Origin of the sequence: Streptomyces tubercidicus (genome assembly GCF_027497495.1) — a bacterium.
Lineage (GTDB): Bacteria > Actinomycetota > Actinomycetes > Streptomycetales > Streptomycetaceae > Streptomyces > Streptomyces tubercidicus.
In genome coordinates this window covers 6,612,445-6,636,289 of the sequence record NZ_CP114205.1, presented here as the reverse complement: position 1 = coordinate 6,636,289, position 23,845 = coordinate 6,612,445, and the positions used below count along the sequence as shown (strand labels likewise).

19 protein-coding genes are annotated in these 23,845 nt (G+C 68.9%); 4 read left to right on the top strand and 15 right to left on the bottom strand.

The features are described from left to right. Window positions 1–108: 108 nt before the first annotated feature. Both pafA and STRTU_RS28945 read right to left on the bottom strand, forming a co-directional pair. On the bottom strand, window positions 109–1,470 hold the full coding sequence (gene pafA, locus STRTU_RS28950; protein WP_159747653.1) for a Pup--protein ligase: 1,362 nt from the start codon (window positions 1,468–1,470) through the stop codon (window positions 109–111). 9 nt (window positions 1,471–1,479) lie between these two features. Further along, window positions 1,480–2,739, bottom strand: a complete 1,260-nt coding sequence (locus tag STRTU_RS28945; RefSeq protein WP_159747651.1) for an MFS transporter — start codon at window positions 2,737–2,739, stop codon at window positions 1,480–1,482. Between the two features lie 120 nt (window positions 2,740–2,859). Between STRTU_RS28945 and STRTU_RS28940 the strand changes: the two genes are divergently transcribed. Continuing rightward, window positions 2,860–3,981 (top strand): LacI family DNA-binding transcriptional regulator, encoded by a 1,122-nt coding sequence (locus STRTU_RS28940; RefSeq protein WP_371873687.1) that lies wholly within the window; start codon window positions 2,860–2,862, stop codon window positions 3,979–3,981. A gap of 47 nt (window positions 3,982–4,028) precedes the next feature. Here STRTU_RS28940 and prcA read toward each other — a convergent pair whose 3' ends face one another. From prcA to arc, 6 genes are all read right to left on the bottom strand, one after another. Next, window positions 4,029–4,874 carry a proteasome subunit alpha gene (prcA, locus tag STRTU_RS28935; RefSeq protein ID WP_159747649.1) on the bottom strand — a complete coding sequence of 282 codons (846 nt, stop codon included), beginning with the start codon at window positions 4,872–4,874 and terminating at the stop codon, window positions 4,029–4,031. Window positions 4,875–4,943: 69 nt separating this feature from the next. Beyond that, a complete protein-coding gene (gene prcB / locus STRTU_RS28930; RefSeq protein WP_269777402.1) occupies window positions 4,944–5,789 on the bottom strand; it encodes a proteasome subunit beta in 846 nt (281 codons plus the stop codon). Continuing rightward, on the bottom strand, window positions 5,741–5,992 hold the full coding sequence (locus STRTU_RS28925; protein WP_308789407.1) for an endonuclease domain-containing protein: 252 nt from the start codon (window positions 5,990–5,992) through the stop codon (window positions 5,741–5,743). The genes prcB and STRTU_RS28925 overlap by 49 nt, the downstream gene beginning before the upstream one ends. Window positions 5,993–6,204: 212 nt before the next feature. Then, a complete protein-coding gene (locus STRTU_RS28920; RefSeq protein ID WP_159747643.1) occupies window positions 6,205–6,423 on the bottom strand; it encodes a ubiquitin-like protein Pup in 219 nt (72 codons plus the stop codon). Window positions 6,424–6,612: 189 nt separating this feature from the next. Then, window positions 6,613–8,124, bottom strand: a complete 1,512-nt coding sequence (dop, locus tag STRTU_RS28915; protein ID WP_159747641.1) for a depupylase/deamidase Dop — start codon at window positions 8,122–8,124, stop codon at window positions 6,613–6,615. Between the two features lie 276 nt (window positions 8,125–8,400). Then, window positions 8,401–10,167: a proteasome ATPase gene (gene arc, locus STRTU_RS28910; protein WP_159747639.1), complete on the bottom strand. Its 1,767-nt coding sequence runs from the start codon at window positions 10,165–10,167 to the stop codon at window positions 8,401–8,403. Between the two features lie 249 nt (window positions 10,168–10,416). Here arc and STRTU_RS28905 point away from each other — a divergent pair, with 249 nt between their 5' ends. Continuing rightward, window positions 10,417–10,710: a ferredoxin gene (locus STRTU_RS28905; protein ID WP_159747637.1), complete on the top strand. Its 294-nt coding sequence runs from the start codon at window positions 10,417–10,419 to the stop codon at window positions 10,708–10,710. A gap of 47 nt (window positions 10,711–10,757) precedes the next feature. Here the strand turns inward: STRTU_RS28905 and STRTU_RS28900 are convergent, their stop codons facing one another. The 3 genes from STRTU_RS28900 to STRTU_RS28890 all read right to left on the bottom strand — a co-directional run bounded on the left by STRTU_RS28900 (window position 10,758) and on the right by STRTU_RS28890 (window position 13,827). After that, window positions 10,758–11,330, bottom strand: a complete 573-nt coding sequence (locus STRTU_RS28900) for a hypothetical protein (protein WP_159749656.1) — start codon at window positions 11,328–11,330, stop codon at window positions 10,758–10,760. 224 nt (window positions 11,331–11,554) lie between these two features. Then, window positions 11,555–12,481 carry a tRNA (adenine-N1)-methyltransferase gene (locus STRTU_RS28895; RefSeq protein WP_159747635.1) on the bottom strand — a complete coding sequence of 309 codons (927 nt, stop codon included), beginning with the start codon at window positions 12,479–12,481 and terminating at the stop codon, window positions 11,555–11,557. Between the two features lie 83 nt (window positions 12,482–12,564). After that, window positions 12,565–13,827, bottom strand: coding sequence for a site-2 protease family protein (locus STRTU_RS28890; protein WP_159747633.1), 1,263 nt, complete (start codon window positions 13,825–13,827; stop codon window positions 12,565–12,567). 175 nt (window positions 13,828–14,002) lie between these two features. Here STRTU_RS28890 and STRTU_RS28885 point away from each other — a divergent pair, with 175 nt between their 5' ends. After that, window positions 14,003–14,959: a RecB family exonuclease gene (locus STRTU_RS28885; protein WP_159747631.1), complete on the top strand. Its 957-nt coding sequence runs from the start codon at window positions 14,003–14,005 to the stop codon at window positions 14,957–14,959. A 13-nt stretch (window positions 14,960–14,972) separates the two neighbouring features. Next, the gene (locus STRTU_RS28880) at window positions 14,973–15,644 is read left to right on the top strand and encodes a response regulator (protein WP_020929992.1); all 672 of its coding nucleotides are present in this window, start codon (window positions 14,973–14,975) and stop codon (window positions 15,642–15,644) included. 92 nt (window positions 15,645–15,736) lie between these two features. On the opposite strand, the gene STRTU_RS28875 is transcribed toward STRTU_RS28880, so the two are convergent. The 4 genes from STRTU_RS28875 to metH form a co-directional block, all read right to left on the bottom strand. Continuing rightward, entirely contained in the window at window positions 15,737–17,335 is a 1,599-nt protein-coding gene (locus STRTU_RS28875; protein ID WP_159747629.1) for an ABC transporter substrate-binding protein, read from the bottom strand. 88 nt (window positions 17,336–17,423) lie between these two features. Continuing rightward, window positions 17,424–19,031 carry an ABC transporter substrate-binding protein gene (locus STRTU_RS28870; RefSeq protein ID WP_159747627.1) on the bottom strand — a complete coding sequence of 536 codons (1,608 nt, stop codon included), beginning with the start codon at window positions 19,029–19,031 and terminating at the stop codon, window positions 17,424–17,426. Between the two features lie 361 nt (window positions 19,032–19,392). After that, window positions 19,393–20,106 (bottom strand): HAD family hydrolase, encoded by a 714-nt coding sequence (locus tag STRTU_RS28865; protein ID WP_159747625.1) that lies wholly within the window; start codon window positions 20,104–20,106, stop codon window positions 19,393–19,395. A gap of 209 nt (window positions 20,107–20,315) precedes the next feature. After that, a complete protein-coding gene (gene metH, locus STRTU_RS28860; RefSeq protein WP_159747623.1) occupies window positions 20,316–23,825 on the bottom strand; it encodes a methionine synthase in 3,510 nt (1,169 codons plus the stop codon). Between the last annotated feature and the right edge of the window lie 20 nt (window positions 23,826–23,845).

Below are 23,845 nucleotides of genomic sequence, written 5' to 3'. Positions count from 1 at the left end.
GGGCAATGCCCGCCACTCTACGACCTGTGCCGCCGGACGTTTCCCGCCACAACACGGCAATGTGCCGGGAGCTCGGAGCTCCCGGCACACCACCGCATTCCCCGCGGGTCACATCCCTGCGATCAGCTTTTCCACCCGGTCGTCCACGGAGCGGAACGGGTCCTTGCACAGCACCGTGCGCTGCGCCTGGTCATTGAGCTTGAGATGCACCCAGTCGACCGTGAAATCGCGCCGCTGCTCCTGCGCACGGCGAATGAAATCGCCGCGCAGCCTGGCACGGGTGGTCTGCGGCGGCACCGACTTGCCCTCGAAGATCTTCAAGTCATTGCAGATCCGCGCCGCTTGTCCCTTCCGCTCCAGGAGGTAATACAGCCCCCGGCGACGGTGAATGTCGTGATACGCGAGGTCTATCTGCGCCACTCGTGGGTGGGACATGGTGATGTTGTTCTTTGTGCGATACCGCTCGATGAGCTGATGTTTCATCACCCAGTCGATCTCGGTCGAGACCCGGTCGAGCTCCTGATCCCGGATCGCTTCGAGCGTACGGCCCCACAGCTCCAGAACCCGCTCGACGGTGCCCGTACGGATTCCCCGGCGTTCGCAGAAGTCCACGGCCTTCTCGTAATACTCCTGCTGAACCTCCAGCGCCGACGCCTCGCGCCCGCTGGCCAGCCGCACCTTGCGCTGACCGGTGATGTCATGGCTGACCTCACGGATCGCCCGGATCGGGTTCTCCAGCGTCAGATCCCGCATGACCGTGCCCGCCTCGATCATGCGCAGCACGAGATCGGTGGCGCCGACCTTCAGCATCATGGTCGTCTCGGACATATTGGAGTCACCGACGATGACATGGAGCCGGCGATAGCGCTCGGCGTCCGCATGCGGCTCATCGCGGGTATTGATGATCGGCCGGGACCGGGTCGTCGCCGAGGAGACGCCCTCCCAGATGTGCTCCGCACGCTGGCTGACGCAGTAGACGGCGCCGCGCGGAGTCTGCAGCACCTTGCCCGCGCCGCACAGCAGCTGACGGGTGACGAGAAACGGAATGAGGATGTCCGCGAGCCGGGAGAACTCGCCATGGCGGGCGACGAGATAATTCTCGTGGCAGCCGTAGGAGTTTCCCGCCGAATCGGTGTTGTTCTTGAAGAGATAGACGTCGCCCGCGATTCCCTCCTCATGCAGGCGGCGCTCGGCGTCGACGAGCAGGCCTTCGAGAATGCGCTCGCCGGCCTTGTCGTGCGTGACCAGCTCGGTCACGTTGTCGCACTCGGGAGTTGCGTATTCCGGGTGCGAACCCACGTCCAAGTACAGGCGGGCGCCGTTCCGCAGGAAGACATTGCTGCTGCGGCCCCATGACACGACACGGCGGAAGAGGTACCGCGCCACTTCGTCAGGCGACAGTCGGCGCTGTCCCCTGAACGTGCACGTGACGCCGTACTCGTTCTCCAGCCCGAAAATGCGGCGGTCCATGACTGAACATTACGCCTGACGGCCTGCTCTGAAACCGGGTTCGAGGGCCCCGTTTCGATCATTTTCCGCCGTGGCACCACCCGGCGTACGCCGCACGGGATCCCCAAGAAATCGCTTCGTCGACAAAAGGACGACCAGCGCGGCGAGCCCACCGCCCCCGGCCACCGCGAAACCCGCGACCGCGCCGCCGCTCTCCACTGCCGGGCCCACCACCGACGCGCCCACCGCCGATCCGACACCGAACGTCGTCACCAGCCAGGAAAACGCCTCCGTCACCGTGCCCTTGGGCGCATGCCGGTCCACCACCACGAAGGCGCAGGCCAGCGCGGGCGCCAGGAACACACCGGCCACACCGGTCAGCGCCGTCATCCCCACCACGCCCGGCACCAGCACCAGCGGCAGATACCCCAGCGCCAGCAGACCCACCAGCAGCCGCAGCCGGCTCTCCGGCCGCCCCGGCCACCCCCGGGCTCCGTAGACCAGGCCACCGGCCAGCGCGCCGACACCGAGCGCGGACAGCAGCGCGCTGGAGACCATCCCCCCGCCGTGCTCATCGGCGTACGCCACCGCCGCGACCGCGATCGACCCCATCGCCAGCCCCACGAAGAAGAACGCCCCGATCAGCACCAGCAGCCCGGCCGAGCGCAGCGCCCCCAGCCAGTGCGCCTCACGGGGCCCACTGCGCCACTTCCGGGACGGCTCGGAGACGACGACGGAGAGCGCGCCGAGTACGCCGATCAGGTTGATCACCCACAGCGCCGCCCCCTCCGACCAGGCCGCCACGCACAGCGTCACCAGCAACGGCCCCACCGCGAACATGACTTCCTGGGCCACCGCGTCCAGCGCATACGCGGCATGCACCCGGTCCGCCCGCTTGAGGACCCCGGGCCACAGCGCCCGCAGACCGCCCTCCAGGGGCGGGGTGAAGAAACCGGCGATCACCATGGCGGCGTAGGCGAGCCACAGCACATCCAGGCCGACGGCCGCCAGCAGCGCCATGCCGAGCGCGGAGAGCACCGAGGCGGGCAGCATCACCCGCGGCTGCCCGTAGAGGTCCACGGCCCGGCCGAGCAGCGGCTGGCCGATGGCGTTGCAGACGCCGTAGACCGCGGAGAGCGCACCGGCCAGGGCGTAGCTGCCGCCCGCGGCGCGTACGAAGAGGACCACGGCCAGTGGCGCGGTGGCGTTCGGCAGCCTGCCGATCAGCGTTCCCGCCAGCAGCCGGGCCGCGTGCCGGGTCCTGAGCAGCTCCGCATATCCCGCGGCCATCCGCGCCCCTTCCCTGTCCGGCAGACCGGACGTGTTACGTATAACTTACGAGGTTATACGTACCATGACGACCACCCGCGGTCCACCCGCGGTGGCCGAACGTGAGGAGCAAGACACCCGGTGACCAGCAACGAGGCCGCATCACCCGCCGGCGCCCGCAGCGGAGTGGACGGCGCCGCGCAGGCTGGCCGACCGGCCGCCACCACCCGCGTCACCAGCCGGGACGTGGCCCGCGCCGCCGGGGTCTCCCAGGCCGCCGTCTCCCTCGTCCTGGGCGACAAATGGCGCGGCCGGGTCTCCCCCGGCAAGGCGGAAGCCGTCCGCGCCGCCGCCCGCGAGCTGGGCTACCGGCCCAACCTCGCCGCCCGCAGCCTGCGCATGGGCCGCACCCGCACGGTGCTGCTGGTCGTCCCCGCCCTGACCACCGAGTTCTTCGCCCGCGTCTACACCGGCGCGGCCCGGATCGCCGCCGAGCACGGCTTCGGCGTCGTCCTCTACCCCTCCCCCGAAGGCATCGGCCCCGCCCGCGACCCGTTCGACTCCGCCGCGGCCACCCTGGACGGCGTCATCGCCTCCTCCATGGCCGCCGAGGCACTCACCCCGCTCCGCGACGCGGACCTGCCCCTGGTGATGCTGGACAGCGACCCCGACGACGACCGGGCCGACGCCACCGTCAACCTCGATATCGCCGATGGCATACGGCAGTTGACCGGCCATCTGAGCGCCCTCGGCCACCGCCGTATCACCCACCTCGCGGCCGATGTCGCATCCTGGACCTTCGAGGTACGCGCCCGCGCCGTCGCCGACAGCCTCCGCGGCCTCCCCGGCGCGCAACTGCGCCGCCAACCCGCCGCCCTCGGCGTGGAGGCCGGTCTGCACGCCGCACACGCCGCCCTCACCGGCCCCGGCCCCCGCCCCACGGCACTGCTCTGCGACGACGACATCATCGCCGCGGGCGCCTGCAAGGCCGTCCGCCGCCTGGGCCTGCGCATCCCCGAGGACGTCTCCGTCACCGGCTTCGACGACCTGGCCCTGGCGGTCGCCGTCGAACCGGAACTGACGACCGTACGGCTGCCCGCCGAGGAGTTCGGCGAGGCCGGAATACGGGCTCTGCTGACCGTGCTCGACGGCCGCCCGGCGGACGCCCCCACCCTGCCCGTGGAACTGGTCGTCCGCGGCTCCACCGCCCCGCCCCCGCCCCCGGACGCTCCCGGAAATGCCGCGCGCCCCGGCGGTCAGTGACCACCGGGGCGCGTGCACCGGGCCGCGGGCCCGTCCTCGATACCTCGTCAGAGCAAGGGCCCGGACTCCCCCTCGGAGTCGTCCTTGTCCTTGGCTCCCTTGGTGCCCTTGCCGTCGGCGCCCTCATCGGAGGCCCCGGCCTTGCCGGAACCGCCGTCGGCGTCCGCCGCCGGCTTCCCGTCACCCTCAGCGGCGTGCTCGTCCAGGAGCCGCGACAGCTGCCGCCCCAGGATCCGCTTGAACTTGCGCTGCTGCGGCCGCGTACGGTCCAGGGTGGCGACTTCGAGCTGCTCGGCGGTCAGCGTGCGCTCACCGCCATTGGTGTCCCGCGACAGCGAATCCACGGCCAGCTTCAGCGCCTCCGCCAGCGTCATTCCATCGCGGTGCCGCTGGTCGAGATAGCTGCTGATCTGGTCGGCATTGCCGCCGACGGCCACCGAACCGTGCTCGTCCACGATCGAGCCGTCGTGGGGCAGCCGGTAGATCTGGTCCTCCTCGGGCGCACTGCCCACCTCGGCCACGATCAGCTCGACCTCGTACGGCTTCTCGGCGGCGCTGGAGAAGATCGTGCCGAGCGTCTGCGCGTACACATTGGCCAGGCCGCGCGCGGTCACATCCTCCCGGTCGTAGGTGTAACCCCGCAGATCGGCATAGCGCACACCGCCGATCCGCAGATTCTCGAACTCGTTGTACTTGCCGACGGCCGCGAAGGCGATCCGGTCATAGATCTCGCTGACCTTGTGCAGGGCGCGGGAGGGATTCTCGGCGACGAAGACCACGCCGTCGGTGTACTGCAGCACCACGACACTGCGACCGCGCGCGATGCCCTTGCGGGCGTATTCGGCGCGATCGGCCATGGCCTGCTGGGGTGAGACATAGAACGGCGTCGACACCGGCTATCCGTCCCTTCCTGTCAAGAGCTCTCTCGGTAGCTGGGGGAGCATTGCGGAACATCCGTCCCGTCAGAGCAGCGCGGCGCGCGGGCCGTCGGGCTGCTCCAGGCGGCGCTCATAAATGGCACGGGCCACCTCCGCGACCTCGGACTCGGTCAGCTTCCTGAAGCCGTCCTCGGTGATCACGGTGACGATGGGATAGATCCGCCGTGCCATATCCGGTCCGCCGGTGGCCGAATCGTCATCCGCGGCGTCATAGAGCGCCTGGACGACGGCCATGACGGTCTGATCCTCCGTGAAGTCCTCCTGGAAGAGCTTCTTCAGGGAGCTGCGCGCGAAGACCGAACCGGAGCCCGTCGCCGCGAAGCCCAGCTCTTCCGAGCGCCCGCCGGTCACGTCGTACGAGAAGATACGGCCCTTCTCGCGGTCCAGGTCATAGCCGGCGAACAACGGCACCACGGCCAGGCCCTGCATGGCCATCCCGAGATTGCTGCGAATCATCGTCGACAGACGATTCGCCTTGCCCTCCAGGGAGAGTTGGGCACCCTCGACCTTCTCGAAGTGCTCCAGCTCCAGCTGGAAGAGCTTGACCATCTCCACCGCGAGCCCTGCCGTGCCCGCGATACCGACCGCCGAATACTCGTCGGCCGGGAAAACCTTCTCGATGTCACGCTGCGCAATGACGTTGCCCATGGTCGCCCGCCGGTCACCGGCGAGCACCACGCCCCCGGGGAACGCCGCGGCAACGATCGTCGTGCCGTGCGGCGCCTCGATGGCACCCTGCACCGGCGGCAGCGGGCGATTGCCCGGCAGCAGATCGGGCGAGTGGTCACCGAGGAAATCCATGAACGACGAGGATCCAGGCGTCAGGAAGGCAGCTGGTAGACGCCCGGTGCTTCGAGTATTGGCTTCCACACGTTTCCTTCCAGATATGCGATGGCCCTGCGCATGGCGTCGGGGTCATCCCTCAACTTGCCGAGTGCGGAGTTGCAGTTGGTGCACCGTACGTCTCGGACCTTACCCGTATCGAGGGCGTGATCCACCTGCCCGGGGCCCGGCCGGAGACGGATCGGGCGGATACCGGTCTCTCCTTGATCATCGCACCCGCCCGGCGGCATCGGTACCCGCCGGGACCTGCGGACCGGATTTCCGCGGACAGCATTCCCGCCGCTGCGGCGGACGCCTGCCGTGACGAATTCCCGGGGTGCGACGTGGTGGGTCCTGGCGGCCATCGAATCTCCGGATGCCGCCCGAAGGCCGCGCGCGGTCATTCCCTTCCGCACCGCGCGCAACGCTTCGGCCCCCCGGAATCGACCATGTCCGGTCTGCCCTACTCCCCGCCCTTTTGCACGAAGGACCGCACGAAGTCCTCTGCGTTCTCCTCCAGCACGTCGTCGATTTCGTCCAGGACGGAATCCACGTCGTCCGACAACTTCTCCTGGCGTTCCTTGAGGTCTTCCGAGGCCTGCGCGTCCTCTGTCTGCTCCTCGACCTCTTCCGTGGAACGCGTGGCCTTCGCCTGTCCGCCGCCGCTGTCCTTGGTCGCCATGTCCCTCACCCCGCTCGGTTCGCCCCGCTCGATGTGACCTTCAAGATCCGACCCTACAAGCAGGGTCCGACATCGGCCCTGCACTTGCTGCAACGCCCGGGAGTCACCTCGATGATTCCCGCCCCGCGACGATTTCAGCCCCGGATCGGCCACCGATCGCCACGAAATTTGTCGTGCACCTGCCGCGGCTCAGCGACCGGAGAGCGTCCTGACCAGCTCCTCTGCAGTACGGCAGCGGTCAAGGAGCTCCTTGACGTGCTTACGGGTCCCCCGCAGCGGCTCCAGTGTGGGCACCCGTTGCAGGGAGTCACGACCGGGCAGGTCGAAAATGACCGAATCCCATGAGGCGGCCGCGACGTCGTCCGCGTACTGCTCCAGGCAGCGGCCCCGGAAGTACGCCCTGGTGTCCTCCGGGGGCTTCTGCTCCGCCCGGGTGACGTCCGGCTCGTCCAGGAGGCGCTTCATCTTGCCGCGGGCCGCCAGACGGTTGTACAGGCCCTTGTCGGGACGCACATCGGCGTACTGCAGGTCGATGAGGTGCAGCCGCGCCGCGTCCCAGTCCAGGCCGTCACGGCGCCGGTAGCCCTCCATGAGCTCCCGCTTGGCGACCCAGTCCAGCTCGCCGGACAGGCTCATCGGATCGTTCTCCAGCCGGCCGAGCACGTCCTCCCACCTGGTCAGGACGTCCTTGGTCTGATCGTCCGCATCCGCTCCGTAACGGTCCTCGACGTATTTGCGGGCCAGCTCGAAGTACTCCATCTGGAGCTGGACGCCGGTGAGGGTGCGGCCGCTGCGGAGCGTGATCAGGTGTTGCAGGCCGGGGTCGTGGGAGACCTGGTGGAGGGTACGGACGGGCTGGTCGACGGCCAGATCGACGGCGATGAAGCCGTCCTCGATCATGGAGAGCACCAGCGAGGTGGTGCCCAGCTTCAGATAGGTCGAGATCTCGGAGAGGTTGGCGTCGCCGATGATCACATGGAGCCGGCGGTACTTCTCCGCGTCCGCGTGCGGTTCGTCGCGGGTGTTGATAATCGGCCGCTTGAGCGTCGTCTCCAGGCCGACCTCCACCTCGAAGTAGTCGGCGCGCTGGCTGAGCTGGAAGCCGTGCTCGTGGCCGTCCTGGCCGATACCGACCCGGCCGGCGCCGGTGACCACCTGGCGGGAGACGAAGAAGGGCGTCAGGTGCCGGACGATGTCCGAGAACGGGGTCTCCCGTTTCATCAGGTAGTTCTCGTGCGTGCCGTAGGAGGCGCCTTTGTTGTCGGTGTTGTTCTTGTAGAGGTGGATGGGCTGGGCGCCGGGGACCTGGGCGGCCCGTTCGGCGGCCTCGGCCATGATCCGCTCGCCGGCCTTGTCCCACAGGACCGCGTCGCGCGGATTGGTGACCTCGGGGGCGCTGTATTCGGGGTGTGCGTGGTCGACGTAGAGCCGGGCTCCGTTGGTGAGGATCACATTGGCCAGGCCGATGTCCTCGTCCGTGAGCTGGCTGGAGTCGGCGTTTTCCCGTGCGAGGTCAAACCCGCGGGCGTCCCGCAGCGGGTTCTCCTCCTCGAAGTCCCAGCGGGCACGGCGTGCCCGGTGCATCGCGGCCGCGTAGGCGTTGACGACCTGGGACGAGGTGAGCATGGCATTGGCGTTCGGGTGACCGGGGACGGAGATCCCGTACTCCGTCTCGATTCCCATTACTCGCCGTACGGTCATGCGGCCCTCCTAGCCCGGCGGCGCCCCCGGATGGGGTCGGCGCTCAAGTACCGCTGCGCTTCCGGTCCCTGTGCGTGCCCCACGCCCGCACAGCGTGACGCAGCGGTACCGAAGAGCCTAGAACGCCTCTGCGGCGCTGGGGAGATCATTACAGTCATTGCTCCAGTCCGGTTTTCCCTGTTTCACCGCGCCCTTATGGGGTGCGGCTCTGGCGCCCCCGGAAAAACGTCCGGCTGCGGACGCCCCGTGCAGGACATCCGCAGCCGGAGAGCGGTGTTACAGGTATTGGCCGGTATTCGCCACCGTATCGATGGAGCGACCGGTGTCGGCGCCCTGCTTTCCGGTGACCAGCGTACGGATGTAGACGATCCGCTCGCCCTTCTTGCCGGAGATCCGGGCCCAGTCGTCCGGATTGGTGGTGTTGGGCAGGTCCTCGTTCTCCTTGAACTCATCCACGCAGGCCTGGAGGAGGTGGGAAACCCGAAGCCCCTTCTGATTGTGTTCCAGGAAGGCCTTGATGGCCATCTTCTTTGCGCGTCCTACGATGTTTTCGATCATCGCACCGGAGTTGAAGTCCTTGAAGTAGAGGACTTCCTTGTCACCATTGGCATAGGTGACCTCCAGGAAGCGATTTTCCTCGGATTCCGCATACATCTGCTCGACGACCGACTGGATCATTCCGCTGACCGCGGCCTTCCGCGAATCGCCGTGTTCGGCGAGATCGTCGGAGTGCAGCGGGAGCCTGTCCGTGAGGTACTTCGAGAAGATGTCCTTGGCGGCCTCCGCGTCCGGGCGCTCGATCTTGATTTTCACGTCGAGACGGCCGGGGCGCAGGATCGCCGGGTCGATCATGTCCTCACGGTTGGAGGCGCCGATCACGATCACGTTTTCGAGGCCCTCGACACCGTCGATCTCGGAGAGCAGCTGCGGGACGATGGTGTTCTCCACGTCCGAGCTGACGCCGGATCCCCGGGTGCGGAAGAGGGAGTCCATCTCGTCGAAGAAGACGATGACGGGGGTGCCCTCGCTCGCCTTTTCCCTGGCGCGCTGGAAGACCAGCCGGATGTGCCGCTCCGTCTCGCCGACGTACTTGTTGAGCAGCTCGGGGCCCTTGATGTTGAGGAAGAAGCTCTTCCCCGCGGGCTGCCCGGTCACCTCGGCGACCTTCTTGGCAAGGGAGTTGGCGACCGCCTTGGCGATGAGTGTCTTGCCGCAGCCGGGTGGGCCGTAGAGCAAGACGCCCTTGGGCGGGCGGAGTTCGTGCTCCTTGAAGAGGTCGGGGTAGAGGTACGGAAGCTCGACCGCGTCCCGGATCAGTTCGATCTGGCCGCCCAGACCGCCGATCTTGGTGTAGTCGATGTCCGGGACCTCTTCGAGGACGAGTTCCTCGACCTCGCTCTTCGGGATGACTTCGTAGACGTAGCCGGAGCGGGGTTCGAGGAGCAGGGCGTCGCCGGGGCGGATGGTGATGTCCAGCAGTGGCTCGGCGAGCCTCACCACCCGCTCCTCGTCGGTGTGCCCGATCACCAGGGCGCGCTCGCCGTCCTCAAGGATCTCCTTGAGGGTGACGATGTCGCCGGCGCTCTCGAACTCCATGGCCTCGACCACGTTGAGCGCTTCATTGAGCATGACCTCTTGGCCGCGCCTGAGGTCCTCGGTCTCCACGCTGGGGCTGACATTCACCCGGAGCTTTCTGCCTCCGGTGAAAATGTCGACCGTGCCGTCATCGTTCGTCTGCAGGAAGACGCCGAAGCCGGCCGGCGGCTGCGCGAGCCGGTCGACTTCTTCCTTCAGGGCGACGATCTGGTCGCGGGCCTCGCGGAGAGTATTGGCGAGACGCTCGTTCTGCGCCGAGACGCCGGCCAGGTTGGTCTGCAGCTCGACGATCCGCTCTTCGAGAATCCTCGTGTGACGCGGAGAGTCGGCGAGCTTGCGTCGCAGGACGGCGATCTCCTGCTCAAGATAGGCAACCTGGCCGGCGGGATCTTCAGACCCCCGCCCCGGCCGGATGCCGCGGTTGATGTCGTCGTCGTGGGCTGCCACGGTCCTCACCTCCTCCAAGGAGCTGGACGCTTCCTGACCCTACCTGGGCCGGTGCAGGTTGAAACCCCTAGATCGAAAAGACTGTCGGGGCGTGTCCGATCTTCACCCTTGCGCACGTCCTCACCCCAAGGGAATACCCACCCAACAACATCGGAAAGCGAGCGGTTGTATCGTCGACTTGGTCAACACCCGTCAGGGCTGGCGCCACTTAGACAAAAACGGTTCACGTACGCAGGAACGGCAGGCGAGATGACCGCGCAGGACGAAGCCCCAGAGCTGGAAGTGTGGATCGACCAGGATCTGTGCACCGGGGACGGCATCTGTGCGCAGTACGCGCCGGAGGTCTTCGAGCTCGACATCGACGGTCTGGCCTATGTGAAGAGCGCCGAGGACGAGCTGCTGCAGGACAAGGGGGCGACAACGCCCGTCCCGCTGAAGCTGCTCAATGACGTGCGGGACTCCGCGAAGGAGTGCCCCGGGGACTGCATCCACGTCCGCCGCGTCCAGGACCTCGTCGAGGTCTACGGCCCGGACGCGGAGTAGCCCCACCGGAGCGGAACGCGGCCGGCGCGGGCACCCCGTGTGACCGGTCAGACGCGGCGGGTGCTCACGGAGGCGGGGAGTTCGCTCTGGACGAACTTCCCGCCCTTCCATTGCCACTTGAGGCTCTTGCGCACGTCCGGGCAGCAGCGCGGGACGTCGCGCGTGGAGTAACCCAGGACCGCCCCCGAGATCGCGCCATCCTTGATAGTGAGGGTTTGGACGCTGCGCTGCTGCGCGGGCGCGAGGAGTGTCGCCACGATCCGGGGGGCGGCCCGGCGCTCGGACGGCTGGGCGAGGACGTAGACGCCGCTGGGCGGGGAGCCCATTCCGCTGTGGCAGCGGACCACCGCGACGGTCTCGGCCGTACCGTCCCCGTCCAGGTCTCCGGAGGCCTTTTTCACCACGTCGAGGCGGTTGGGGCCGCAGTCGACCGGAAAGGTCACCTTGCCCGGGTCGGGGGCGGTGGCGGGGTGCCGGCCGGTGGCGTCGCGGGCGCTCGTGGCCGTGGCGTCGGGGGGCTGGATGAAGGAGGCGGCCGCGACGACCGCCGAGATGGCGGTGGCGGTGGCGAGCCAGTGCATGGGGCGCGGCTGGGTGTGCAAGAGGTCCTGGCCTGCCATGGGCTGCACGCGGGGTAACTCCTGTGAAGTGCTGTGCCGGTGGGAGTGTGCAGCATCGTTCCACAGGAGGGGGCGGCCAGGAACCAGCGGGGCCGGAGTTTTCGGTGCGGATCCGGGGCAGATCGGGGGTGCATCCGGGGTGGATACGCAGCGGCGCCGCCGGCGGATTCCCGTGCGGGAACTCGTCGGCGGCGCCTGGTGGTTCGGTGGCCGGTTCTGGAGGGTCAGCCGCGGTCGGCGGAGCCGCCTCCGGAGGCCGCTGCCGCGTCCTTGCCGGGGCCGGTGTAGTCGTCGCCGTACGCGCCCTTGGCCGGGCGGCGGCGGCGCAGCGGGGGCTCGACGCCGTCGGCGAGGCGGCGGGCGGTCAGCAGGAAGCCGGTGTGGCCGATCATGCGGTGGTCGGGGCGGACGGCCAGGCCCTCGACGTGCCAGGTGCGGACCATGGTTTCCCAGGCCGACGGCTCGTTGAAGGTGCCGTGCTCGCGGATCGCCTCGACGGTGCGGGCCATCTGCGTCGTCGTGGCGACGTAGGCGCAGAGGATGCCGCCGGGGACCAGGGCCTTGGAGACGGCCTCCAGGCACTCCCAGGGGGCGAGCATGTCGAGGATGACGCGGTCGACCTCGGTGTCGGAGAGGTTGTCCTGGAGGTCACCGACGGTGAGGGTCCATGCGGGGTGCGGACCGCCGAAGTAGCGCTCCACGTTCTGCGTGGCGATCTCGGCGAAGTCGGCGCGGCGCTCGTAGGAGTGCAGCATGCCGTCGTCGCCGATGGCGCGCAGCAGGAAGCTGCTGAGCGAGCCGGAGCCCACACCGGCCTCGACGACGCGGGCGCCGGGGAAGATGTCGGCCATCGCCAGGATCTGCCCCGCGTCCTTGGGGTAGACCACGGCGGCGCCGCGGGGCATGGACAGGACGTAGTCGGGGAGCAGCGGGCGCAGCGCGAGGTAGGCGACGTTCCCGGTGGTACGGACAACGCTGCCCTCGGGAGCACCGATCAGCTCGTCGTGGGGGAAGGCTCCCTTGTGGGTGTGGAAGCTTTTTCCCTCTTCGAGCGTGAAGGTGTAGTGGCGTCCCTTGGGGTCGGTGAGCTGGACCTGGTCCCCGACCTTGAAGGGCCCGCGACGGCGGGCGGCACCGGTCGGTTCGGACATGTGACCAGCCTACCGGCCCGCCGGGGCGCCCCGGACCAGTGGGCGCCCCTGGCGAGTGCCCCCGGAGGCGAACCGAGCCCTTATTAGGCAACCTTCCGGGCCATGGCGGAGACGAAGGCGCGCTCGACGTCGCCGGTGGACAGGACGCCGTAGATCTCGCCGGTGTCCTCGATGACGAGGTATTCGGTGGCGGGGGTGGCCCGCAGGTATTCCAGGAGGTCTTCGCCGGCGAGTTCGGCGGAGACCCGCATGCCGTCCTTGAGGTCCTGGGCGAGGGTGCCGACGGGGACCCAGGGGCGGCGGTGGTCGGGGACGCCGACGATGGCGGCCTCGCGGACGAGGGCGGTGGGGGTGCCCTGGCGGTCGACGACGACCAGGGCGCTGGCGCCGGCGTCGTTGGCGCGGCGCAGTGCCTCGGAGAGCGGGGTGTCGGTCTCGACGGGGACGGCGCGCCGGGTCAGGGTGCGGGCGGTGAGGTCGGGGAGGCGTTCGCGCAGCCGGGCCATCCGCAGGCTGTTGCCGGCGCCGGTCCAGATGATGGCGGCGAGGATCGCGGCGAGCAGCGCGTCGGTGAGCGAGTCGGCGCCGCCGATCTCGGGGCGGGCGCTGCCGAGGGCGCCGGTGTGGGTGAGCAGCGGCAGTCCGATGAGGACGGTGACGGCGAGCGCGCGGCCGACCCAGGCGGCGGCGATGGTGCCGCTCATGGGCCTGCCGGTGATCTTCCAGACCAGGGCGCGCAGCATCCGGCCGCCGTCCAGCGGGAGGCCGGGCAGCAGGTTGAAGACCGCGACGATGAGGTTGGAGAACATCAGGCCGGCGAGCAGGACCCCGGGGATGGTCCCGGGTTCGACCAGCTGCATACCGGCGTAGAAGACCCCGGCGAGGACGAGGGAGAGCAGCGGGCCGACGAAGGCGAGGACGAACTCCCTGCCGGGGGTCTCGGTCTCCTTCTCGATCTCCGAGACGCCGCCGAAGAACTGCAGCTGGATGCGGCGTACGGGGAGCTTGAAGCGGAGCGCGGCGACGGTGTGGGCCAGCTCGTGGATGAGCACCGAGGCGTAGAAGGCGACGGCGAAGAAGAGCGAGACCAGATAGCGGGCGCCGCCGAGCTCGGGCAGTACGCGTTCCAGCTGGCCGCCGAAGACCCAGGTGATCAGGGCGGCGACCAGGAACCAGCTGGGTGCCACGTAGACGGGCACGCCGAAGGGACGGCCCATCAGGATGCCGCCGCCGCTCCTCTTCTTGCCCGGGGTGGGTCCCTTGGGTGCGTTCTTCTGCTCGGGCGGCTCGGGCGGCTGGGACCGCACGGACTCCTCGGGGTCCTGCGACTTCCCGCTCTCGTCCACGGCGTCCCCTCATTGACTACGGCATTCGCCCCTGCCCGGCCTGATATCTCGATCATGCAGGGCGAAGGGGTCCGCCGTCGATGGTATGCGGAGCGTCCCGGCCCGGTCGGCTGCGGGGCCCTTGCGCCGGTGGCCCGTCCGCGCTTGTCAGTGGCGGGCCGTAGGGTTTTGTGGCATGGGATCGAGCACGGAGCAGGCCGGGGTGGGCACGGAGAGTGGGCGGAGCGGCGGTGAGCCGGGCGCTGAGGCGGCCGGGGCGGGGGTGCCGGGCAGGGAGCAGCCGCGGCCGCCGGTGGCACTGTCGCCGTCGCGGGCGGGCGATTTCATGCAGTGCCCGCTGCTCTACCGCTTCCGGGTGATCGACCGGCTGCCGGAGAAGCCGAGCGCGCCCGCGACGCGTGGCACGGTCGTGCACGCGGTGCTGGAGCGGCTCTTCGACGCGCCGGCGGCGGAGCGTACGGCGGCCGGGGCGCGGGCGATGGTGCCGGGCGAGTGGGCGAAGCTGCTGGCCAAGCGGCCGGAGCTGGCCGAGCTGTTCGCGGACGACGCGGAGGGCGAGCGGCTGGCGCGGTGGCTGGCGGAGGCCGAGGCGCTGGTGGAGCGGTGGTTCTCGCTGGAGGATCCGACGCGTCTGGAGCCGGCGGACCGTGAGCTGTATGTGGAGACGGTGCTGGAGTCGGGGCTTCAGCTGCGGGGTTTCATCGACCGGGTGGATGTCGCGCCGACGGGCGAGGTGCGGATCGTCGACTACAAGACCGGCAAGGCGCCGCGGCCGCAGTTCGCCGAGGGCGCGCTGTTCCAGATGAAGTTCTACGCCCTGGTGGTGTGGCGGCTGCGCGGTGTGGTGCCGCGGCGGCTGCAGCTGGTCTATCTGGGCAGCGGCGATGTGGTGACGTACGACCCGGACGAGGGCGATCTGCGGGGCGTGGAGCGGAAGTTGCTGGCGCTGTGGGAGGCGATCCAGCTGGCGACGGCGACCGGCGACTGGCGGCCGCGGCCGACGAAGCTGTGCGGCTGGTGCGACCACCAGGCGCACTGTCCGGAATTCGGCGGCACTCCCCCGGTGTATCCGCTCCGGGTGCGCCCGGCGGAGGGCGGTGTGCCGCCGCAGGGCAGAATGGGGGAGATCTAACGAAGGAGAGCTCGTGGCCATCCGCGTCCTGCTGGTCGACGACCAGCCCCTGCTGCGTACGGGATTCCGGATGATTCTGGAGGCGGAGCAGGATCTGGCGGTCGTCGGGGAGGCCGGGGACGGCCTCCAGGCACTGGAGCAGGTGCGGGCGCTGCAGCCCGATGTGGTGCTGATGGACATCCGGATGCCCCGGATGGACGGTGTGGAGGCGACCCGGCAGATCACGGGTCCGGCGAAGGACGGCCCGGCGAAGGTGCTGGTGCTGACGACCTTCGATCTGGACGAGTATGTCGTCGAGGCGCTGCGGGCGGGGGCGAGCGGCTTTCTGCTCAAGGACGCGCCGGCCAATGAGCTGGTGCAGGCGATCCGGGTGGTGGCGGGCGGCGAGGCGATGCTCGCGCCGAGCATCACGCGCCGGCTGCTGGACAAGTACGCCGGGCATCTGCCGTCGGGCGAGGAGCCGGTGCCGGACACGCTGCACACCCTCACCGAGCGCGAGGTGGAGGTGCTGAAGCTGGTGGCCCGCGGGCTGTCGAACGCGGAGATCGCCGCGGATCTGTTCGTGAGCGAGACCACCGTCAAGACGCATGTGGGGCATGTGCTGACGAAGCTGGGGCTGCGCGACCGGGTGCAGGCGGCGGTGTACGCGTACGAGAGCGGGCTGGTGCGCCCCGGCGCGCAGTAGTGGGGCGGCGGGCCTGACGGCCGGACAGACGACGGCGGGGCCGGCCCGGGGAGATCTCCCGGGCCGGCCCCGCCGTGGTGTGTGCGGTCCGGTCAGTCGTCGGCCGGCTTGCTGATCTCCCAGAAGCGGAAGACGGTCGACGGGTCCAGGGTCCACTCCAGTCCGGAGACCCCTTCCCGGGCCACCGCGTACTGCTTGCCCTGCCAGATCGGGATCATCGGCACGTCGTTCGCGACGATGTCCTGCAGCTGCCGGAAGTGTTCCTTGGTGTTACCGCGGTTCGGCTGGTCGGCCGTCTTGGGCAGCAGCTGGCCGGTGATGGTGGGCGAGCTGTAGTGGTTGGACACCACACTGTCCTTGCCGAAGAACGGCGCGGTGAAGTTGTCGGGGTCCGGGTAGTCGGGGACCCAGCCCTTGACGTAGACGCCGAACTTGCCGTCGGCCACGCCCTGCTCGTACTCCTTGGTGGGCAGGGTGCGCACCTTGGCCTCGAACAGGCCGCTGGCGTTGAGCTGTTGGGCGATTTCCTGGAAGGCCGGGACGGTGCCGGGGCCGAAGCGGTCGGGGGTGGCCCACAGCGTGAGCGGCACCTTGCCGTTGAAGCCGGCGGACCTCAGCGCGGCCTTCGCCTTCTCGGGCTTCGGGCGGTCGCCGTAGGTGTTGAAGAAGGAGGTGCTGTGGCCGGTGATGCCGGCCGGGACGATCGAGTAGAGCGGCACCGCGGTGCGCTGGTAGACGTCCCGGACGAGGGTCGAGCGGTCCAGGAGGTAGGCGATCGCCTTGCGGACGCCCAGCTTGCCGGCGACCGGGTCGTTGAGGTTGAAGACCAGGTGCATGACCTCGGCGCTGGCGCCTTCGACGACCTGGGTGCCGTGCTGCTGCTTCAGCGAGGCGTTGTTCAGCGCCGCGATGTCCTTCATCGCCAGACCGCGGTAGGCGACATCGACGTCGCCCTTCTCGACGGCCGTCTTGAGCTTGTCCGCGGCGTTGAAGAACTTCACGGTCATACCGGAGTTCTTGACCTTGGCCGTGCCCTTGTAGGAGCCGTTGACGGCGAAGACGGCCTTCTGGGCGCTGTAGTCCTTGAGGGTGTAGACGCCGGAGCCGACAGCCTTGCCGTCGGTGCGCAGCCGGTCGGCGGGGTACTCGGCGTGGTCGACGATGGAGCCGGCGCCGGAGGCTATCTTCATGGGGAAGGTCGCGTCGGGCGACTTCAGCCGGAAGACCACGGTCTTGGAGTCGGGGGTCTCGACCTTGTCGAGCGCGGAGAACATCACGGCGGGGCCGTTCTTGTCCTTGATGCGCCGGGTGCGGTCGAAGGAGTACTTGACGTCCTTGGCCGTCAGCGGGTGGCCGTTGCTGAAGGTGAGGCCGTCCTTCAGGGTGCAGCGGTAGACCTTGCTCTCCCGGTCGGTGAAGCCGCAGCGTTCGGCGGCCTCCGGCTCGGGGGTGGTGCCTCCCTTGGGGAAGCTCATCAAGGACTGGAAGACGTTGTTGAACAAGAGCCAGGAGCCCGGCTCGTAACCGGCCGCGGGGTCGGTGGACTCGACCTTGTCCGTCATTCCCATGACCACGGGTTCGCCATTGCCGGCCGCTCCCGCGTCGTCCGTGCCGCACCCGGCAACCGCGAGCAGAGCTGTGGTCAGCCCCGCCCCGATCGGGGCGGCCAGCCACTGGTCACGCTTCCTCACTAAACGGTCCTCACGTTCTGGGTGGTGCTGGTCGGGCCGCGGCGGGGCGGCCGCGGCGGTGATGTGCTGCATGGTGGCCGCGGCCGGGTCAGTCGGCGACGCCGCGGCTGAGTTCCCAGAGCTGGAGGCCCGAAGCGGCGTTGAGGGCCCACTCCAGGCCGGTGATGTCATCGCGGGCGGCGACGTACTGCTTGCCCTGCCACAGCGGGAGGAGCGGTACGTCGTCGGCGATGATGTCCTGTGCCTGCTTGAAGTCGGCGCCCGCGGCGTTGCGGTCGGACTGGTGGCGGCTGGACGGGATCAGCTGCGACTCGATCTTGTCGTTGCGGTAAGGGGAGCCGAGGAAGTTCTGCTTGCCGATGAACGGCGCGATGTAGTTGTCGGCATCCGAGATGTCCGGGAACCAGCCCATGTTGTAGACGGGGAACTTGCCGTCCTGGGCGTCGGTGCGGAACTGCTGCCAGCTGTCAACGCCCTTGACGCTGACGTCGAACAGCTTGCTGCGGTTGAGCTGGCTCTGCACCGCACGGATTTCCTTGGCGGTACTGGAGCCGTAGTGCTGCGTGGTGTACGCGAGGGTGAACTTCACCGGAGTGGTGATGTTCGCCTGCCGGAGGGTCTTGCGGGCGGCCTCGGTGTCGGGGTTCCCGTACTTGTTGAAGAAGGAGTTGATGTGGCCGGTGAGGCCCGTGGGCACCATCGAGAACAGCGGGACGCCGGTGTAGTCATACACGTTCCGCACCAGTTCCGAGCGGTTGATGATCTGTGCCATCGCCTGCCGCACGGCCTTGTTGGAGACGGCCGGATCCTTGGTGTTGAAGGCGAGGTAGCGGATCTCCTGGCCGGGCATCTCCTGGAGCCGGATGCCCTTGTCCTGCGCGTTCTGCAGGCCCTTGACCTGATCGGGCGACAGACCGCGGTTCATCACGTCGACGCTGCCCTTGCGCAACGCCTGCTCCGTGGACGAGGAGTCCTTGAAGAAGCGCATCTCGACCTTCTCGTTCCTCGCCCTGATCCCGCCCTTGTAGTTGGGGTTCTTGGTGAAGACGGCCTTGGTGACGCGGTTGTCGCGGTGCTCGGTCTTGAGGGTGTACGGGCCGGAGCCGACCACGTTGAAGCCGCTGTAGGGACGGCCCTTGGGGTACACCTCGGGGTCGACGATGGCCGCGGCGGGCGTGGTGAGCTTCTGCGGGAAGGTGGCGTCCGGCTTCTTGAGGTGGAAGACCACCTCGTTGTCGCTGGGCGTCTCGACCTTGTCGAGGCCGTCGAGCAACGGCAGCGGGCCGTTGCTGTTGTTGATGGTCTTCATGCGGTCGATGGAGAACTTGACGTCCTGTGCCGTCAGGGCATGACCGTTCGAAAACTTCAGGCCGCCGCGCAGGGTGCAGCGGTACTGCTCGTTCTGGGTGTCGCGGAACCCGCAGGACTGGGCGGCGTCGGGCACCGGGGCGGTCCCGGACCGGGGCAGCCGCATCAGTGTCTGCAGGGTGCTGCGCATGACGTTCCACGCGTCCACGTCGTAGGCCTGCGACGGGTCGAACGGCGCGGGCGCCGCCTTGGTGGCCTCGATGGGGGTGGCGACACCCACGACGATCGGATCGACACCGTCACCCGCGCCGTCCGAGCTGCCACAGGCGGCGAGGACGGGGGCGAGGAGACCGGCCAGCGCCGGCAGCACCAGGGTCTTGCGATTCATCGTCGGCAGGTTCCTTATCAGCGCAGCAATGTTGCTCGCGTCGACATTAGTAGGAACGGCCAGCCGCGCTCAGACACAAAGGAGTTGTCTCGATATGGCACCCGGATAACGATGGCGACGTGATCGATATCCGGACGGCGGAACGATTCACACGTTGCCCCACCAATCCGGACACTTACCCCCGTGGAATGCACCCCAGCGGCCTCCTGGAACACCAGCGGGGCCCGCTGTCGACGGCCCGGCGCGTGAGAAACGTCACGCGTTCAAGGATCCCTGGCGAGGCGGCAATTCAGTCAGCGCATTCGTCACGGAAAATGAGCGGGCCGCTCCCTCGGTTCCCGGCGCCTTTCCCGGAGCACGCTCAGTGCACGCTTCCGCGGCTTTCCGTGATGAGTGTCCGGAGAAATGGAAGATCGACTTCTTCCAGCGAGCGGACGACCGTACGCCCCGGCGCCGACGGGATCGGCGTCACCGACGGCACCGCGACGACCTGGCAGCCCGCCGCCTCCCCCGCCGTCACACCCGTCAGCGTGTCCTCGATGACCGCGCAGCACGCCGGGTCCGCCCCCAGCCGCGCGGCGGCCGTCAGATACGGGTCGGGGTGCGGTTTGGTGCGCTCCAGGTCATCGCCCGCCAGGGTCAGCCGGAAGTGCTCCGGGCCGAGGGAGTGCAGCATCTGGTCGATGATGGCGCGGTGCGAGGCGGAGACCAGCGCGGTGGGGATCCCGTGGGCGGCCAGCTCGGCCAGCAGTCTGCGGGCGCCCGGCATCAGCGGGACCCCGCGCCCAATCCGCGCCAGAAAGGCCGCGTTGAGCAGCACGCTGAGCTCGGTGAGGCTGATGTCGACGCCGGTGGCCTGAATCAGATAGCCGGCGCTGCGGGTCATCGGGCCGCCCACCACGACCTCCCGGTGGGTGTCGTCGAGGATGTGCCCGAGTTCGGCGAAGACCTCCGCCTCCGCCTCCCACCAGAAGCCCTCGGTGTCGACGAGGGTGCCGTCCAGATCGAGGAATACGGCCTGGAGGGTCGCGGCTTCGGCCGTGCGGGTGCCGACTGCGGGGATGCTGCTGGTCATCCATCCACCTCCGTTACGACGCGTCCCCCAAGGGACGAAAGGGCCGGTCGCCGTCCCCGGCTGGGGATACGACCGGCCGCCACCGGACCGATAAGTGTACGACGGTACGGCCCGGAATGCGTGGTGGTACAGGTCAGGGCCGTCCTGGGGGGAGACCCCGGGACGGCCCTGGCACGCTCACGCAGAGTTACCTCACGGGCGGGCGCCCGCTACCGCGCGTTGAAGTACTTCGCCTCCGGGTGGTGGATGACGATGGCGTCGGTGGACTGCTCGGGGTGGAGCTGGAACTCCTCGGAGAGCTCGACGCCGATCCGCTCCGGCTTCAGGAGGTCGGCGATCTTGGCGCGGTCCTCCAGGTCGGGGCAGGCACCGTAGCCCAGCGAGAAGCGCGCGCCCCGGTACTTGAGCGCGAACATGTCCTCGACGTCCGCGGGGTCCTCCCCGGCGAAGCCCAGCTCGGCGCGGACCCGGGCGTGCCAGTACTCGGCCAGCGCTTCCGCCAACTGGACGGACAGGCCGTGCAGTTCGAGGTAGTCACGGTAGGAGTTGGCCTCGAAGAGTTCGGCGGTGGCGCCGCCGATCTTCGAGCCGACGGTGACGACCTGGAGGCCGACGACATCGGTCTCGCCGGACTCCTCCGGGCGGAAGTAGTCGGCCAGGCACAGCCGCCGGCCGCGGCGCTGGCGGGGGAAGGTGAAGCGGGTGCGCTCGGTGCCGTCCTCGTGCAGCAGGATCAGGTCCTCGCCCTTGGACACACAGGGGAAGTAGCCGTGTACGACGGCGGCTTCCAGCAGATTCTCGGTCTGCAGCTTGTCGAGCCAGCCGCGCAGCCGGGGGCGGCCCTCGGTCTCCACCAGCTCCTCGTACGTCGGCCCCTCGCCGGTGCGGGCCTGCTTGAGGCCCCACTGGCCCTTGAACAGCGCGCCCTCGTCCAGCCAGGAGGCGTAGTCGGCCAGCTGGATGCCCTTGACGACCCGGGTGCCCCAGAACGGCGGCGCCGGGACGGGGTTGTCGACGGCCACGTCGGAGCGCACCGCGCCCTCGGGCTCCTCGACCTCCAGGACGGCGGTGTCCCGCTTGGGCACCCGGCGCTGCTTGAGCTCGGGGAGGACTGCGCCGGGCACCCCGCGCTTGACCGCGATCAGGGCGTCCATCAGGCGCAGCCCCTCGAAGGCGTCGCGGGCGTAGCGGACCTCGCCCTCGTAGATCTCGTGCAGATCCTGCTCGACGTAGGCGCGGGTGAGGGCGGCGCCGCCCAGGATGACGGGGAAGTCGGCCGCCATCTTGCGCTGGTTGAGCTCCTCCAGGTTCTCCTTCATGATCACCGTGGACTTGACGAGGAGTCCGGACATCCCGATGACATCGGCCTTGTGCTCCTCGGCGGCTTCCAGGATCGCCGAGACCGGCTGCTTGATGCCGAGGTTGACGACGTTGTAGCCGTTGTTGGACAGGATGATGTCGACGAGGTTCTTGCCGATGTCATGGACGTCGCCGCGGACGGTGGCCAGCACAATGGTGCCCTTGCCCTCGTCGTCGGACTTCTCCATGTGCGGCTCCAGGTAGGCCACCGCGCCCTTCATGACCTCGGCGGACTGCAGCACGAACGGCAGCTGCATCTGACCGGAGCCGAAGAGTTCACCGACGACCTTCATGCCCGCCAGCAGGGTCTCGTTGACGATGGCGAGCGCGGGCCGCTCCTGCAGCGCCTCGTCGAGGTCCGCCTCCAGGCCGTTCTTCTCGCCGTCGATGATCCGCCGCTGGAGGCGCTCGTCCAGCGGCAGGGCCAGCAGCTCCTCGGCCTTGCCGGCCTTCAGGGACTTGGCGGTGGCGCCCTCGAACAGCTCCATCAGCTTCTGCAGCGGGTCATAGCCCTCGCTGCGCCGGTCGTAGATCAGGTCCAGGGCGGCCTTGACCTGCTCCTCCTCCAGGCGCGCGATCGGCAGGATCTTGCTCGCGTGCACGATCGCCGAGTCCAGACCGGCCTTGACGCACTCGTCGAGGAACACCGAGTTCAGCACGATCCGCGCGGCCGGGTTCAGACCGAAGGAGATGTTCGACAGGCCCAGGGTCGTCTGGACATCCGGGTGCCGCTTCTTCAGCTCCCGGATGGCCTCGATGGTGGCGATGCCGTCCTTGCGGGACTCCTCCTGGCCGGTGCAGATGGTGAAGGTCAGACAGTCGATGAGGATGTCGGACTCGTGGATGCCCCAGTTGCCGGTCAGATCGGCGATCAGCCGCTGGGCGATGGCGACCTTGTGCTCGGCGGTGCGGGCCTGGCCCTCCTCGTCGATGGTCAGCGCGATCAGCGCCGCGCCGTGCTCGGCCGCCAGCGCGGTGACCTTGGCGAACCGCGACTCGGGCCCGTCCCCGTCCTCGTAGTTGACGGAGTTGATCACCGCGCGGCCGCCGAGCTTCTCCAGGCCGGCCTGGATGACGTTCAGTTCCGTGGAGTCCAGGACGAGGGGGAGGGTGGAGGCGGTGGCGAACCGTCCGGCCAGCTCCTCCATGTCCGCGACGCCGTCCCGGCCGACGTAGTCGACGCACAGGTCGAGCATGTGGGCGCCCTCGCGGATCTGGTCGCGGGCCATCTCCACACAGTCGTCCCAGCGGCCCTCCAGCATCGCCTCACGGAACTTCTTCGACCCGTTGGCGTTGGTCCGCTCACCGATCGCCAGGTAGGAGGTGTCCTGGCGGAAGGGCACGGTCTGGTAGAGCGAGGCGGCACCCGGCTCGGGGCGGGCCTGGCGCGGCGGCGGGGTGACCCCGCGGACCCGCTCGACGACCTGGCGCAGATGCTCGGGGGTGGTGCCGCAGCAGCCGCCGACCAGCGACAGGCCGTACTCCCCTACGAAGGTCTCCTGGGCGTCGGCCAGCTCCTCGGCGGTCAGCGGGTAGTGCGCGCCGTCCTTGCCCAGCACGGGCAGGCCCGCGTTGGGCATACAGGCGATCGGGACGCGGGAGTGGCGGGCCAGGTAGCGCAGATGCTCGCTCATCTCCGCCGGGCCGGTGGCGCAGTTCAGGCCGATCATGTCGATGCCCAGCGGCTCCAGCGCGGTGAGCGCGGCGCCGATCTCCGAGCCGAGCAGCATCGTGCCGGTCGTCTCGACGGTGACCGAGCAGATCACCGGGAGGTCGCTGCCGGTGGCCTTCAGGGCGCGGCGGGCGCCGAGGATGGCGGCCTTGGTCTGCAGCAGGTCCTGGGTGGTCTCCACCAGGAGCGCGTCCGCACCACCGGCGATCATGCCCTCGGCGTTCTGCTGGTAGGCGTCGCGCAGGGTGACGTACGGGGCGTGGCCCAGTGTGGGGAGCTTGGTGCCGGGGCCCATGGAGCCGAGGACATAGCGCTGCTGTCCCGTTGAGGCGGTGAACTCGTCGGCGACCTCACGGGCGATGCGGGCACCGGACTCCGACAGCTCGAAGACCCGCTCGGGGATGTCGTACTCCGCCAGCGCCGCGAAGTTCGCACCGAAGGTGTTGGTCTCCACGCAGTCGACGCCGACCGCGAAGTACTCCTCGTGCACCGAGCGCACGATGTCGGGCCGGGTCACATTGAGGATCTCGTTGCAGCCCTCCAGCTGCTGGAAGTCCTCCATGGACGGGTCCTGGGCCTGCAGCATGGTGCCCATCGCGCCGTCGGCGACCACCACACGCGAGGCCAGTGCCTCACGGAGTGAGACGGTGCGGGACGTGCTGATGGACGTTGGCGTGTTCGAGGCCATGGAGATGCTCCCGTGGTTGC